This window comes from Bradyrhizobium sp. USDA 4502 (assembly GCF_054063355.1).
This window is the reverse complement of sequence record NZ_JBSSGF010000001.1, coordinates 3730511-3745800: the sequence shown is the minus strand read 5'-3', so window position 1 is coordinate 3745800 and position 15290 is coordinate 3730511. Positions and strand designations below refer to the sequence as shown.

General features: G+C 64.9%; 12 protein-coding genes. 10 read left to right on the top strand and 2 right to left on the bottom strand.

What is annotated here, in order from left to right; translation table 11 throughout:
* Positions 1–556 precede the first annotated feature (556 nt).
* The 4 genes from nirB to ACVW1B_RS17315 all read left to right on the top strand — a co-directional run bounded on the left by nirB (position 557) and on the right by ACVW1B_RS17315 (position 7170).
* Positions 557–3016 carry a nitrite reductase large subunit NirB gene (nirB, locus tag ACVW1B_RS17330; protein WP_253608191.1) on the top strand — a complete coding sequence of 820 codons (2460 nt, stop codon included), beginning with the start codon at positions 557–559 and terminating at the stop codon, positions 3014–3016.
* A complete protein-coding gene (gene nirD, locus ACVW1B_RS17325; RefSeq protein ID WP_028335429.1) occupies positions 3013–3342 on the top strand; it encodes a nitrite reductase small subunit NirD in 330 nt (109 codons plus the stop codon). Before nirB ends, nirD begins: the two co-directional genes overlap by 4 nt.
* Positions 3343–3353: 11 nt before the next feature.
* Entirely contained in the window at positions 3354–6017 is a 2664-nt protein-coding gene (locus ACVW1B_RS17320) for a nitrate reductase (RefSeq protein WP_456792416.1), read from the top strand.
* Between the two features lie 97 nt (positions 6018–6114).
* Positions 6115–7170, top strand: a complete 1056-nt coding sequence (locus ACVW1B_RS17315) for an amidohydrolase family protein (protein WP_233442899.1) — start codon at positions 6115–6117, stop codon at positions 7168–7170.
* Here the strand turns inward: ACVW1B_RS17315 and ACVW1B_RS17310 are convergent.
* The gene (locus tag ACVW1B_RS17310; RefSeq protein ID WP_141339650.1) at positions 7167–7418 is read right to left on the bottom strand and encodes a hypothetical protein; all 252 of its coding nucleotides are present in this window, start codon (positions 7416–7418) and stop codon (positions 7167–7169) included. The two genes, ACVW1B_RS17315 and ACVW1B_RS17310, sit on opposite strands and share 4 nt — an antisense overlap.
* Positions 7419–7689: 271 nt before the next feature.
* Here ACVW1B_RS17310 and ACVW1B_RS17305 point away from each other — a divergent pair, with 271 nt between their 5' ends.
* The 3 genes from ACVW1B_RS17305 to ACVW1B_RS17295 all read left to right on the top strand — a co-directional run bounded on the left by ACVW1B_RS17305 (position 7690) and on the right by ACVW1B_RS17295 (position 10494).
* Entirely contained in the window at positions 7690–8916 is a 1227-nt protein-coding gene (locus ACVW1B_RS17305) for a CaiB/BaiF CoA transferase family protein (RefSeq protein WP_253608193.1), read from the top strand.
* 126 nt (positions 8917–9042) lie between these two features.
* Positions 9043–9879 (top strand): IS5 family transposase, encoded by an 837-nt coding sequence (locus ACVW1B_RS17300; protein WP_253625200.1) that lies wholly within the window; start codon positions 9043–9045, stop codon positions 9877–9879.
* A 219-nt stretch (positions 9880–10098) separates the two neighbouring features.
* The gene (locus ACVW1B_RS17295) at positions 10099–10494 is read left to right on the top strand and encodes a RidA family protein (RefSeq protein ID WP_253608195.1); all 396 of its coding nucleotides are present in this window, start codon (positions 10099–10101) and stop codon (positions 10492–10494) included.
* A gap of 29 nt (positions 10495–10523) precedes the next feature.
* Here the strand turns inward: ACVW1B_RS17295 and ACVW1B_RS17290 are convergent, their stop codons facing one another.
* A complete protein-coding gene (locus ACVW1B_RS17290) occupies positions 10524–11213 on the bottom strand; it encodes a TetR/AcrR family transcriptional regulator (protein ID WP_057019566.1) in 690 nt (229 codons plus the stop codon).
* A 329-nt stretch (positions 11214–11542) separates the two neighbouring features.
* Between ACVW1B_RS17290 and ACVW1B_RS17285 the strand changes: the two genes are divergently transcribed.
* The 3 genes from ACVW1B_RS17285 (at position 11543) to ACVW1B_RS17275 (ending at position 15260) form a co-directional block, all read left to right on the top strand.
* Positions 11543–12775, top strand: coding sequence for an acyl-CoA dehydrogenase family protein (locus tag ACVW1B_RS17285; RefSeq protein ID WP_456821812.1), 1233 nt, complete (start codon positions 11543–11545; stop codon positions 12773–12775).
* 135 nt (positions 12776–12910) lie between these two features.
* Positions 12911–13969 (top strand): phosphotransferase family protein, encoded by a 1059-nt coding sequence (locus ACVW1B_RS17280; protein WP_092082388.1) that lies wholly within the window; start codon positions 12911–12913, stop codon positions 13967–13969.
* 376 nt (positions 13970–14345) lie between these two features.
* Positions 14346–15260: a DMT family transporter gene (locus ACVW1B_RS17275; RefSeq protein ID WP_092082390.1), complete on the top strand. Its 915-nt coding sequence runs from the start codon at positions 14346–14348 to the stop codon at positions 15258–15260.
* Positions 15261–15290 lie beyond the last annotated feature (30 nt).

The following is a 15290-nucleotide window of genomic DNA, read 5'->3' as shown; positions in this document are numbered from 1 at the left end:
AATCGTGAGTGCGCTCGTCGTTGAGACGCACTCCGTCAACAGCTGGGGTCAGCAATTACCGTGCCATCGATCAGGTCGCGTCGCTTTGCCGTGCAGTCGCAAGACGTTGCCGCGCAATCGCGAACAGCGTTCCGCCGCCGCGCGTGGCGTGGCTTGCGGCAAGTGCCGCTGCGCAAACGTGCATGCTGGTGCTTTTTTGTGCGATGCGCCAAGTCCGTGCGATCGCGCATCAAATGCGATTTCGCGATCGCCATCGCGGCCCGCGATGCTGTGATGCACAAGAGATCATCGGCGTGGCTAAAATTTCGGCCGGCTGTCGGCGCGGCGCGCGGACCGGTGGATTTTGATCGGCCGGAAACCTATTGATTTTGCAGCCGGATTCGCCCGCCACGAGTTGGCACGCGTTTTGAATATCAATCAATAACGGAACATTGGTCGTCATCGAAGACGGTCTGCGCCCGCGGCTGGGCTTCCTACAACTCCAAACCTTTATCGGTGCCCATCAACGACGCACGCCGCGTCGCTGCGCAGCGCCGTCGGAATTGAAAGGCAGACCATGCTCGACAAAGTGACCAAGCAGAAGCTCGTGGTGATCGGCAACGGGATGGCCGGCATCCGGACGGTCGAGGCGCTGCTGGAGCGCGCGCCCGATCTCTACGACATCACGGTGTTCGGCTCCGAGCCCTACGGCAATTACAACCGCATCCTGCTGTCGCCGGTGCTCGCCGGCGAGAAGACCGTCGACGACATCATGCTCAACACCGTCGACTGGTACGAGGACAACAACATCACGCTGCGCAAGGGCGAGACGATCACCATGATCGATCGCCGGACCTGCGAAGTCGTCACCGAGGCCGGCGAACGGGTGCCCTATGACCGCCTGCTGATCGCGACGGGCTCAAACCCGATCATGCTGCCGCTGCCGGGCAAGGAACTGCCGGGCGTGATCGGCTTCCGCGACATCTATGACGTCGATCGCATGATCAAGGCCTCGACCGACTATCGCAACGCGGTGGTGATCGGCGGCGGCCTGTTGGGCCTCGAGGCCGCCAACGGGCTGATGAAGCGCGGCATGAACGTCACGGTCGTGCATCTGCTCGACACGCTGATGGAGCGTCAGCTCGATCCGGTGGCCGGCGGTCTCTTGCGCAAGTCGCTGGAAGAGCGCGGCATGGTGTTCAAGATGCCCGCACAAACCCAGGCGATCCTGGGCGAGGATCGCGTCACCGGCGTGCGCTTCGGCGACGGCACCGAGCTGCCGGCCGATCTCGTGGTGATGGCGGTCGGCATCCGCCCGAATTTCGAGCTCGCCAAGAAGGCCGGGCTGTACTGCGAGCGCGGCATCGTCGTCTCAGACACCATGCAGACCTATGACGGCCGCATCTACGCGGTCGGCGAGTGCGTGCAGCACCGCCGCCAGACCTACGGTCTCGTCGCGCCGCTGTTCGACCAGGCCAAGGTCTGCGCCAACCACCTCGCGATGAAGGGGTTTGCCACCTATGACGGCTCGGTCACCTCGACCAAGCTGAAGGTCACCGGCATCGACCTGTTCTCCGCCGGCGACTTCGCGCCGGGGCCGGACAAGGAGGAGATCGTGCTGCAGGACGCCAACCGCGGCGTCTACAAGCGCATCATCCTGAAGGACAAGAAGATCGTCGGCGCCGTGCTCTATGGCGACACCATCGACGGTCCCTGGTACTTCCAGCACCTGCGTGACGGCACCGACGTCTCGCATATGCGCGAGCGCCTGGTGTTCGGCGCCGCCAATCTCGGCGATGGCGGCGTCAGCGGCCAGAGCTCGGTTGCCGCGATGAGCGACGAGACCGAAATCTGCGGCTGCAACGGCGTCTGCAAGGGTGCCATCGTCAAGGCGATCAGCGAGAAGAAGCTGTTCACGCTCGATGATGTCCGCGCTCACACCAAGGCATCGTCGTCCTGCGGGTCCTGCACCGGCCTTGTCGAGCAGGTGCTGGCGTTCACGCTCGGCGGCGACTATTCGGCGGCGCCGAAGGTCAAGCCGCTGTGCAAATGCACCGATCACAGCCACGACGACGTTCGCCGCGTGATCGTCGAGCAGCAGCTCAAGACCATTCCCGCGGTCATGCGCTTCATGGAGTGGAAGACCCTGAACGGCTGCCACTCCTGCCGTCCGGCGTTGAATTACTATCTGCTCGCGACCTGGCCCGGCGAATATCGCGACGATCAGCAGTCGCGCTTCATCAATGAGCGCGTCCACGCCAACATCCAGAAGGACGGCACCTATTCGGTGGTGCCGCGGATGTGGGGCGGCGTCACGACGCCGAGCGAGCTGCGCGCGATCGCCGACGTCGCCGAGAAGTTCAGCATCCCGACGGTAAAGGTCACCGGCGGCCAGCGCATCGACCTGCTCGGCGTCAAGAAGGAGGACCTGCCGGCGGTGTGGGCCGACCTCAACGACGCCGGCATGGTGTCGGGCCATGCCTACGCCAAGGGCCTGCGCACGGTGAAGACCTGCGTCGGCTCCGAATGGTGTCGCTTCGGCACCCAGGATTCCACCGGCCTCGGCGTCAAGCTCGAGAAGTTCATGTGGGGCTCGTGGACGCCGGCCAAGGTCAAGCTCGGCGTCTCCGGCTGCCCGCGCAACTGCGCGGAAGCGACCTGCAAGGACGTCGGCGTGGTCTGCGTCGATTCCGGTTACGAGATCCATTTCGCCGGTGCCGCCGGACTGCACATCAAGGGCACCGAGTTCCTGACCAAGGTCGAGACCGAAGACGAATGCCTCGAGGTGATCGTGGCGCTGACCCAGCTCTACCGCGAGGAGGGCTGGTATCTCGAGCGCATGTACAAATGGTGCGACCGCGTCGGTCTCGAGCAGATCAGGAAGCGGGTGGTCGATGACGTTGCGAACCGCAAGGCGCTGTTCGCTCGCTTTGCCTATTCACAGCAGTTCGCGCAGACCGATCCGTGGGCCGAGCGTGCCAGCCGCGGCGTCGATCGCAACGAGTTCGCGCCTCTCGCCGAATTGGAGCTCGCATGACCCAGTGGATCGAAATCGGCGCATTGACCGACATTCCGCGGCTCGGCTCGCGCGTGGTGCGCACGCCGGGCGGCAACATCGCGGTGTTCCGGACCGAGAGCGACGAGGTGTTCGCGCTCGACGACCGCTGCCCGCACAAGGGCGGGCCGCTGTCGCAGGGCATCGTGCACAACAAGCGCGTGACCTGTCCGCTGCATAACTTCGTCATCGAGCTGGCGAGCGGGCAGGCGGTCGCGCCCGACGAAGGCTGCACGCATACCCACCCGGCCAAGGTCGAGAACGGCGTTGTCTGGCTGTCGGTGCGGCAGGCGGCGGCGGTGAGCTGAGCGGTCAGGCAATGTCCGTCAAGACCACGTGTCCCTATTGCGGTGTCGGCTGTGGCGTCATCGCGTCGAAGGACGCGGCGGGCGCCGTCCAGGTCGAGGGCGACAAGCAGCATCCGGCCAATTTCGGCCGGCTCTGCAGCAAGGGTTCGGCGCTCGCCGAGACCATCGATCTCGACGGGCGTCTGCTCGAGCCGATGGTGGACGGCGCGCCGGCGGCGTGGGACGACGCGCTCGATCGCGTCGCCGATGGCTTTAGCAGGATCATTCGTGAGCACGGGCCCGACGCGGTTGCGTTCTATGTTTCCGGCCAGCTCCTGACCGAGGACTATTACGTCATCAACAAGCTCGCCAAGGGCTTCGTCGGCACCGCCAATATCGACACCAATTCGCGGCTGTGCATGGCCTCCAGCGTCGCCGGGCACAAGCGCGCCTTCGGCAGCGACACCGTGCCGGGCTGCTACGAGGATCTCGAGCAGGCGGAGCTTCTGGTGCTGGTGGGCTCCAACGCCGCCTGGTGCCATCCGATCCTGCACCAGCGCATGCTGGCGGCGAAGGAGAAGAATCCGGCCTGCAAGATCGTGGTGATCGATCCGCGCCGCACCGCGACCTGCGAGGGCGCCGATCTGCATCTGCCGCTGCGCTCGGGCAGCGATTCCGTGCTGTTCAACGGCCTGTTCGCCTTCCTCGCCGGCAGCAACGCGGTCGACCGCGGCTTTGTCGGCAATTGCACGACGGGTGTGGTCGACGCGCTGAAGCAGGTCGGCGGCCAGACCGTGGCGCAGACCGCGGCGACCTGCGGCCTGACCGAAGGCGCGGTCGGGCTGTTCTTCGACTGGTTCACGCGCACCGAGCGCGTCGTCACGCTCTATTCGCAAGGCATCAACCAGTCGTCGAGCGGCGTCGACAAGGTCAACGCCATCATCAATTGCCATCTCTTGACTGGACGCATCGGCCGTCCCGGCATGGGGCCGTTCTCGCTGACCGGCCAGCCCAACGCGATGGGCGGCCGCGAGGTCGGCGGGCTCGCCAACCAGCTCGCCGCGCATATGGAGATCGAGAATCCCGCGCATCGCGAGCTGGTGCAGCGGTTCTGGCGTGCGCCAGTGATCGCGGAGAAGGCCGGGCTGAAAGCGGTCGACATGTTCGACGCGATCGCCGACGGCCGCATCAAGGCGGTGTGGATCATCTCGACCAATCCGGTGGTGAGCCTGCCGGATGCCGATCGCGCGCGCGCCGCGCTCGACGCCTGCGAGCTCGTCGTGGTGACGGATTGCATGCGCGACACCGACACCACGCGCCATGCCGACGTGCTGCTGCCGGCGCTGGCGTGGGGCGAGAAGGACGGCACCGTCACCAATTCCGAGCGCCGGATCTCGCGGCAGCGGCCGTTTCTCGCAGCGCCGGGCGAGGCGCGCGCCGACTGGCGCATTATCTGCGACGTCGCCGGTCGCATGGGATATTCGGGCTTCGATTATGCCTCGGTGGCCGAGGTGTTCCGCGAGCACGCCGAACTGTCCGGCTTCGAGAATAGCGGCCGGCGCGATTTCGACATCTCGGCGCTGGCGGCGCTGGACGATACCGCCTATGACGCGCTGGCGCCGGTGCAGTGGCCGGTGACGTCGGACCATCCGGCCGGCACGTCGCGGATGTTCGAGAGCCAGCAATTCTTCACGCCGGACCGCAAGGCGCGCTTCGTGCCGGTGGCGCCGCGCGCGGCGCGCCACGCCACCAGCCGCGACTTTCCGTTGGTGCTCAACACCGGCCGCGTGCGCGATCAGTGGCACACCATGACCCGGACCGGCAAAACCGGCCGGCTGCTGGCGCATGTGTTCGAGCCCTATGCCGAGTTTCACCCCGAGGATGCGCGGCAGGCCGGGCTGCAAAACGAGGGATTGGTGCGGCTGACCAGCAGCTGGGGCGAGATGATCGCGCGCGTCGTGGTCAGCGCCGACCAGCGCCGCGGCTGCGTGTTCGTGCCGATGCACTGGAACGCGGAGTTCGCCGGCGAGGGGCGCGTCAACGCGCTGGTCAATCCGGCGACAGATCCAGTGTCCGGCCAGCCGGAGTCCAAGCACACGCCGGTCAAGGCCGATCGCTATACGCCGAAATGGCACGCCTTCATCCTGAGCCGCGACGCGATCAGGCGTCCGGCAAGCGGCTATTGGGTCTACGGCAAGGCCGGCGATTGCACGCGGCTGGAGCTCGCGCTCGACACTCGCCCGGAGAGCTGGCGCGACTGGGCGAGGGCGCAGCTCGGCCTCGAAGGTGTCGAGATCGAGTGGATCGCCTATCGCGATCCGGCGGCGGGACGCTTCCGCTACGCGGCGGTGCGCGACGGCCGGCTCGAGGGCTGCGTGTTCATCGCGCCCGATCACGCGCTGCCGTCGCGGGCCTGGCTGACCGGGCTGTTCGCCGAGCAGCAATTGTCGGCCAATGCGCGGATGTCGCTGCTCGCGGGACGGCCGTTCGGCGCGGGCGAGGATGTCGGCCCGATCGTCTGCTCCTGTTTCAGCGTCGGACGGCACCAGATCACCGCCGAGATCAAAAAGGGCGCCGACAGCGTCGATGCGATCGGCCGCTGTCTGAAGGCCGGCACCAATTGCGGCGGCTGCAAGCCCGAGATCGGCAAGCTGATCGGCGCCACCGCGCAGCCGCGGCAGGCGATCGCGTCGTAGGTCGCCGCGCCAGGGCCCAGCCGAGAAATGCGCGATTCAAGATTGTTGCGGCGCAAATTGACCGTGAGCCCTATTTCTACGGCCGCAATTTCCTGATGTGATCTTCAATATTGCGAGCCAGTTTGCGGTTACCCCTGCTGAGGCGCGCCGTGCCGATCACCATCATGTCGTGACCAAAGCCATAGAACAGGAAGGACATTACATGCCTTCACGCCGTCATCTTCTGACCGGCGCCGTCGCGACCGGTGTCGCGCTGTCAATGCAACGCGCCACTGTAGCAGTCGCGCAGCAAAAACGAGTGATCGTCGATTCGCAGGTTCACTTGTGGCCGGCAAGCACTCCGGAGAGACCCTGGCTCCCCGGTGCCAAGCCGCAGCTCCCGGAGCCCTTCACCATCGAGCGAGTCATTCCACTGATGGACGAGGCTGGCGTCGATCGCGTTGTCATCGTTCCGCCAGTGTCGCTTGAAGGTGAGCGCATCGATTATGCCCAGGAGGCAGTCAGACGGTACCCGGGCCGCTTCGCCATCATGGCGCGTGTCGCCCTCGACAAGCCCGACCGCGCGGCACGGCTTGCGACTTGGCGCGACCAGCCCGGCGTACTGGGCGTGAGGTTGAACGTCGGCCCCGGCGAAGCGGCGTGGCTGACAGACGGAACCGCGGACTGGTTCTGGCCGGCGGCGGAGAAGGCCCGCCTGCCGGTGATGTTTCTCACTGAGGGGCAGACGTCGCTGTTCGCCCGCATCGCCGAGCGGCACCCGCAACTTACGCTCATCATCGATCACATGGGCGTCGGCGCGGGACTTCGCCCTCGTCCCGGCTCATCGGAAAACAACATGGTGCCGGAGGCTATCGTCCAGGCGGCCGCGCTCGCAAAATATGCGAATGTATCGGTGAAGTTGTCGTCGGTCCCGCTGATTTCGACTGAGCGATATCCATTCCGCGACGTGATCCCGCACATCCACCGCCTGTTCGACGCCTACGGCCCGGAGCGCTGCCACTGGGGGACCGATCTAACCAACTCATTCGCCCGGGCCACTTACCGGCAGCGCGTGACGCAATTCACGGAGGAGCTTCCGTTCCTCAGCGAAAGCGACAAGGACTGGATCATGGGCCGCGCGATCCTGGCGCGGCTTCGCTGGACGTCGTCCTAGCAGCCGCGGCAGATGCTCTTCAGCTTGCTGTTGAGCAGGCGGTCCTCTTCGTCGGAGGCCGCCTTGGTGTAGGGGTCGTTGCCGTGGCGCTTGTCGTCGGCAAAACTGCCGGCGCCAGTGGCGCCGCCCACGTGCATGCCGTGCATCGCGTGCCCGCCGCCATGGCCGTGGCTGCCGCGCGCGTCCACCGGCGGCATCGCGGCCGCAAGCAGCGTCAGCAGCAACCCGACCGTCGTGATCGTCCGCATGTTTTCCTCCTCGTCGCGGCAAAATACCGCTGACGCTGAGGCAAATGGGTGTCGGCCATCTTCACAATTTCGCGTGGCGGCAATCGGGGCGGGGGCCGGCCGGTTCCGGCCAAATACCGCCGGTGCGCCGCACATAGGCCGCCCGGGGATGGCTTCATGCCGACAATGCAGTGCTCGTCACACCAAAATGGTGTATCGGCAGGCTTGAGCGCGCGCGGGCAGCGGCCCGGTGCGACACAATCAAGATATCGCAAGATTTGGAGGAAGGTTCATGTCGGCTCTGCCACTCTCGGGCATCAAGATTCTCGACCTGACGCGGGTGCTCGCGGGCCCGCTGTCGGCCCAGATGCTGGCGGATCTCGGCGCCGAGGTGATCAAGATCGAGCGGCCCGGCGGCGGCGACGATGCCCGCGCCTTCGGCCCGCCCTATCTCACCGATCCCGAAGGCAAGCAGAACAACAACAACTCGTTCTACCTCTGCGCCAACCGCAACAAGAAGTCGGTCACCGTCAACATCGCCAAGCCGGAAGGGCAGGCGATCATCCGCGAGCTCGCCAAGACGGCCGACGTGATGATGGAGAACTACAAGGTCGGCGACCTCAAGCGTTACGGTCTCGACTACGAGACCATCAAGCAGCTCAACCCCGGTATCATCTATTGCTCGGTGACGGGTTTCGGCCAGACCGGACCTTACGCGCCGCGCGCGGGCTATGATGCGATCCTGCAGGCGATGGGCGGCCTGATGAGCGTCACCGGCCATATCGACGGCGAGCCGGGCGAGGGCCCGATGAAGGTCGGCCCCTCGATCGTCGACTACATGACCGGCATGAACACCTCGATCGGCATCCTCTCGGCGCTCTACCATCGCGACGCCAACAACGGGGAAGGGCAGCACATCGACGTCTGCCTGTTCGACACGGTGATCGCATCGCTGTCGCACTGGCTGCAGATCTACCTCGTCAATGGCAAGACCCCGCCGCGCCGCGGCACCTGGGGCAATGGCGGCATGCCGGCCGGCGTGTTCCGCTGCACTGATGGCGAGCTGATGCTGGTGGTCGGCAATGACGGCCAGTTCCAGCGCACCTGCGCCGTGCTCGGCGAGCCCGAGCTCGCGAACGACAAGCGCTTCGTCAAGAACAACGACCGCGTCGTGCACGGCAAGGAGATCATGGCGATCTTCGCCGGGCTGTTCCTGAAGAAGCCGGTCGCCTACTGGCTGGAGAAGCTCGAGGAGGCCGGCGTGCCGTCGGGCCCGATCAACAATTTCGAGCAGGTGTTCAGCGATCCGCACGTGCAATCGCGCGGCATGCGGGTCAAGGTCGACCATCCGTTCGAGCCGAACCTGTCGCTGATCCGGAACGCGCTGACCTTCTCGGGCACGCCGATCACCGAATACCGCGCCCCGCCGCTGTTGGGGGCCGACACCAAGGAGATCCTGGCGACCATCGGCTATGACGACGCCAAGGTCGAGGGACTGAAGGCGCAGGGGATTCTGTAGGCACTGACTTCGAGGCCGCGGGCGGTGGAGTTTCTCCGTCATCCTGAGAGCCTGACTGAAAAATGGGTGAGTGATCTCAGTGGGGTGTGATTCCATCGGATTTGCAAAGATTCGAGGGAGAGCACGATGCCCTGGACCAAGATCACTCGGGAGCAATATCGGCGGGACGATCTGCGTTATGCAAGCGATATGACCGATGCGGAGTGGGCGGTGATCAGACGCCTGTTGCCGCGAGCGAACCGGCGCGGCCGGCCGCGTAAGACGGAGCTGCGTCGTGTGATCGAAGCGATCCTCTATATCGTTTCGACCGGCTGCCAGTGGCGGGCGTTGCCGCAGGAGTTCCCGCCCTATTCGACGGTGCAGGGCTATTTTTATAGATGGCGGGATACAGGCCGGTGGCAGAGGATTGTCAGCGTGCTTGTCCGACGGGCGCGAAAAAAGCTTGGACGGACACCGAAGCCGACGGCAGCCGTGATCGACAGTCAAAGTGCGCCGACCACGCAAGCTGGCGGACCGCGCGGCTACGATGCAGGCAAGCGCATCTACGGCCGCAAGCGGCATATCGTGACGGATACCAATGGCCTCCTCCTCGGGGTTCATGTTCATCCGGCCAACGTTCAGGACTGCCATGGCGCCGTACCGCTGCTGAAGAACGTGCGGATGAACTTCCCCCGGCTGCGCCACGTCTTTGCCGACCGGGTCTACCGCGGAAATCAACTCCTCGACGCGCTCTCAGACTGCGGTCCATGGACTGTCGAGATCGTCGAGCGGCCTCAAGGCGTCAAAGGCTTCCAGCTTCTGCCGAGGCGGTGGGTGGTTGAACGCACATTCGCTTGGTTCGGCAGATGCCGCCGCCTCGCCAAGGACTTCGAGGCGACGGTGGCAACCGAAGCTGCCTGGCTGCTGATTGCACACATCAGGCTCCTGACCCGCAGACTCGCGGCTGCAGCTAAGGTTGGGTGATTTATGAGTCAGACTCTGAGGTGCGAGCTCTTGCGAGCCTCGAAGGATGAACGGCCCCGCTGGTGGCCGTCGACCCTTCGAGACGCGCGCAAGGGCGCGCTCCTCAGGGTGACGGGACCAGGGTCGTCATTCCGCAACAACACTTCGACCAGCATCGAGGCATCATTGACATCCGCCTGCTAGGTTGGCGCCATCGATCCCTCATCGAAGGTGCCAATCATGAAACGGGAAGTGGTCCGCGTCGAACCGATCTCGAGTTGGCTGGAGCGCTGGAAGGCGCCGGCGTCGCCGGTGACCCGGGCCGGCAACATGGTGTTCGTCTCCGGCCTGCCGCCGTTCGATCCCGCGACCGGCGAGTTCGCCGCCGGCGCGTCGATCGAGCTGCAAAGCGAGCTGGTCATGGAGCAGCTCAAGCAATGCCTCGAGGCGGCCGGCGCCACGCTCGACAATGTGATGAAGTGCAACGTGTTCTGCACTTCGGCAAAGCACTTCACAACCTTCAATGCAGTCTATGCAAGGTACTTCCCACACCAGCCGCCGGCGCGGATCTTCGTCTGCATCCCGGAATGGACCGGGCCGTTCGACGTCGAGATCGACTGCATCGCGATGGTGTAAGGGCAGGGCGCCGCAGCGGCGCCCTCGCTTCACAAATCCTGCCGCGTCAGCCGCCCGTGCATCGCGACCGGTCGCGGCGCCGGCTTGCTCGGCACGTCGCCCATCGTCAGCGCCATCACCGAGACCGTGACCACGCGATCGATGATGCCGCGGACGTCGTCGAGATCGCATTTGCCTTCCGACAGCCGCAGCAGGCGTTCCTTCTCGCGGATGGTGTGGTGCGCCATCGCGAGCGCGAAGTGCAGGCCCCAATAGAGCTCGGTGTCGCTGCTGGCCGGCATCGCGCGGCGCATCGCCGCGGCGAACTTGCGCAGGTGATCGACCTCGCGATTCTTGATGCGGCGGATCGGCGGCACGGATTCGATCGAGGCGCGGATCATGAACCGCGCCGCGGTCGAGCCCTCGCGATCCGGCCCGAGGCAGCCGCGCAGGGTGGGGCCGACGAGGGCGCGCATGATGTCCTCGATCGCGGCGCGGCCGCCGCCTTTTTCCTCCGCCGCCCGCAATTCGTTGAGGCGCTCGCGGTTGGTCTGGATGCTGCGGGTGACGAACAGCTCCGCGATCAATTCGTCCTTGGAGCCGAAATGATAGTTCACCGCCGCGAGGTTGACGTTCGCTTCCGCGACGATGTCGCGCAGCGTGACGTCGCCGAAGCCGCGGTCGGCATAGAGCCGCTCGGCGGCGGCGAGAATGGCGGATCGGGTCTGGTCGCTGGCCATGGCTGAGAGCCTCCGGTCATTCCGGGGCGATGCGCAGCATCGAACCCGGAATCTCGCTCCACAATTTCCGGATTCCGGGTTCAGCCCTGCGGGCTGCCCCGGAATGACGAACGCAAGGTTGCATTTCAAACATTTGTATGAAACTATCGTTTGAACGGTCGGAAATGTCAATCCGCGGATCGCGGGGCAGCATTCTGGCACACCGCCGCCGCCCTTTCGCGAACGCCCTTGCGAGCCGCGGAGGCGGGGTCAACAATGTCGGCAAATGGCTACGGCCCAGGTCATCGGCCCAGGTCAGCGGCCCAAGTCTAGGAAACGAGGAGCGTCCCATGGATTTCACGATGTCGCCCAAGCAGAAGGAGTGGCTGGAGCGCGTTCAGGCCTTCATGAAAACGCACGTTCGGCCCGCCGTGCCGATCTACGACAAGCAGGATGCCGAGGGCCCGCGCTGGAAGGTGATCCCGATCCTCGAGGATCTGAAGAAGAAGGCGAAGGCCGAAGGCCTCTGGAATATGTTCATGCCGCCGTCCTCGCATGAGGACGATGAATTCCACGGCGCGGGATTGACCAATCTCGAATACGCGCTGCTGTCGGAAGAGATGGGTCGCATCTCCTGGGCTTCGGAAGTGTTCAACTGCTCCGCTCCCGATACCGGCAACATGGAAGTGTTCATCCGCTACGGCACCAAGGAGCAGAAGCGCAAATGGCTGCGCCCGCTGATGGACGGCGAGATCCGCTCCGCCTTCCTGATGACCGAGCCGGCGGTCGCTTCGTCCGACGCCACCAACATCGAGACCCGGATCGAGAAGGACGGCGATCACTACGTCATCAACGGCCGCAAATGGTGGTCGTCGGGCGTCGGCGATCCTCGTTGCAAGATCGCGATCCTGATGGGCAAGACCGACTTCAACGCCGCCAAGCATCAGCAGCAGTCGCAGATCCTGGTGCCGCTCGATACCCCCGGCATCAAGGTCGAGAAGATGCTGCCGGTGTTCGGCTTCGACGATGCGCCGCACGGCCACGCCCAGGTGCTGCTCGAGAACGTCCGCGTGCCGAAGGAAAACATCCTGCTCGGCGAAGGCCGCGGCTTCGAGATCGCCCAGGGCCGTCTCGGTCCGGGCCGCATCCATCACTGCATGCGCACCATCGGCCAGGCCGAGGAGGCGCTGGAGAAGATGGTGAAGCGGCTCGCCTCGCGCACCGCGTTCGGCAAGAAGATCATCGAGCATTCGGTCTGGGAGCAGCGCATCGGCGATGCCCGCACCGACATCGAGATGAACCGTCTGCTCTGCCTCAAGGCCGCCGACATGATGGACAAGGTCGGCAACAAGACCGCACAGGCCGAGATCGCGATGATCAAGGTCGCAGCTCCCAACATGGCGCTCAAGATCATCGACCAGGCGATCCAGGCCTTTGGCGGCGGCGGCGTCGCCGACGAAGCAGGGCTCGCCCGCGCCTATGCCCACATCCGCACGCTGCGCCTGGCGGACGGTCCGGACGAGGTGCACAATCGCGCCATTGCCAGACTTGAACTTCGGAAGTATGCAAACACGTCGCACTGAGCATGATGCGGAACGCATGGCGTTCGCGCGCACATCGTGCTCAGAATGAAAAAGAGAGATCAGGCTGGCGTGCCAGCCTGATTGATGGAGCGCCCCGACGCGCTCTTTGAAAAATCGAGTTGAGGGAGCGTCATCGTGGCGGACGGCGTCAGGAAAGACGAAGAATTTTCCGGCACAAGGGAAGTCGAGGAGCGCCATCGTATCAACGAGGCTAGTCTCGACGCCTGGATGAGGGAACACGTCGAAGGCTATCAGGGGCCGCTCACGGTCCTGCAGTTCAAGGGTGGCCAGTCCAACCCGACCTACAAGCTCGAGACCCCCGGCCGCAACTACGTGATGCGGCGCAAGCCGTTCGGTAAATTATTGCCGTCGGCGCATGCGGTCGATCGCGAGTTCCGCGTGATCGCGGCGCTCGGCAAGCAGAATTTCCCGGTTGCGAAAGCCTACGCGCTGTGCACCGACGACGCGGTGATCGGCTCGGCCTTCTACATCATGTCGATGGAAGAGGGGCGGGTGTTCTGGGATCCGACGCTGCCGACCCAGGAGCCCGACGCGCGCCGAAAGATCTTCGCCAGCAAGATCGAGACGCTGGCCAAGCTTCATCTGTTCAATCCCGAGGCGATCGGCCTCGGCGATTTCGGCAAGCCCGGCAATTATTTTGCGCGACAGGTCGATCGCTGGACCAAGCAGTACCGCGCCTCCGAAACGCAGCACATTCCCGAATTCGAGAAGCTCGCCGAGTGGCTGCCGAAAACCGTTCCGGAGCAGAAGCGCGTCTCGATCGTGCATGGCGACTATCGCCTCGACAACATGATCTTCCACGCCACCGAGCCGCGGGTGCAGGCGGTGCTCGACTGGGAATTGTCGACGCTCGGCGATCCCATGGCCGACTTCACCTACCTGTTGATGCAGTGGACCATGCCGGGCCTCGTCAATGCCGACCTCAAGGCATTGAACATTCCGAGCCAGGATGAAGCGGCGCAGATCTATTGCGACGTGACCGGCATCCCGGTGCCGGACCTGAACTGGTATTTCTCCTACAACCTGTTCCGCCTTGCCGGCATCACGCAGGGCATCGCGGGCCGGGTTCGCGACGGCACCGCGGCGAATGCCAAGGCCCTCGAGTCGGCCAAGCGCACCGTGCCGCTGTCGCAGGCGTCATGGGAATACGCGCAGAAGGCCGGCGCAACCTGATCCAAGAATGCGGCGCGATCCAACAGGGCTCGCGCCGCTTTTCTTTTTACCTCGCCCCGCTTGCGGGGAGAGGTCGGATCGCATGCAGCGAAGCGAAGTGCGATCCGGGTGAGGGGGAGTCTCCGCAACTCGTTTGCCGCCGTCTGTGCGGAGCAAGCCCTTCACTCAACCCACTAAGAGCGAGCTGCGCTCGTCTTGACCCGGCAAGAGCGGCGCGAGGGAGCAGCAGGCCGATCGCGATTCCAAAGGCTCGCGCCGCCGCTGCAAGGTGCGGCATGTTTCCGCATTGTAGCCATCTGTGACTTGAGTTCGCGCTGCCGCTTTGGCAAGTCAGTCCGGTCAACGCCCGCCCTGGTCCTGATCGGACATTTTCATTTTGGCTCTTTCCTCCAATCTTCGCGGCAGCCTGTTCATGGCTGCGGCCATGGCCAGCTTCACGGTCAACGACACCATCACCAAGGCGGTGTCGGCGGAGCTCAACATCGGCGAGATCCTGCTGGTGCGCGGCCTGGTTGCGATGGTGCTGGTCGCGGCGCTCGCCTGGTACCGTGACGCGCTGCGCAGTTTCAGCGTGCTGCTGATCTGGCCGGTCGGGCTGCGCGTCCTTGGCGAGATCGGCGGCACGCTAACCTATCTCTCCGCGATCGCGCAGATCCCGCTCGCCAACGCCTCGGCGATCTTCCAGGCGCTGCCGCTGGTCATCACGCTCGGTGCGGCGCTGGTGTTCGGCGAGCCGGTCGGCTGGCGGCGCTGGCTTGCGATCGCGGCCGGCTTCATCGGGGTGCTTGTCATCGTTCGGCCCGGTGCGGAAGGCTTTAGCCAGGCTGCGCTCTTGGCGCTGGCGTCGGTCGGCTTCTGCGCGGTGCGCGATCTCGCCACCCGCCGTATCCCGAAAGAGCTGCCGACCGTGTTCATCACGCTGCTCACCACCGTGACCGTGACGACGGCGGGTGCTGTCGTCCTTGTCCCGCTCGGCGGCTGGCGGCCGCCGTCCGGCACCGCGCTCGGCCTGCTCATATTGGCCGCGGTCCTGATCCTGATCGGTTATCAGTGCATCATCGTGTCGCTGCGCACAGGCGACATCTCGGCGGTGGCGCCGTTCCGCTATACCGCGCTGCCGTGGGCGATGCTGACGGGCTATCTCGCCTTCGGCCACAAGCCCGACGGTCCGATGCTCGCGGGTGCCGCGATCATCGTGGCCTCCGGCCTCTATGCCTTCTACCGCGAGCGCAAGCGCGACAAGCTCCGTCCCGCCGCAACGGGACCGGGGCTACCGCCGGACGGGTTGTGAGGCGTCCGTGATCCTACGCAATCATTTGCA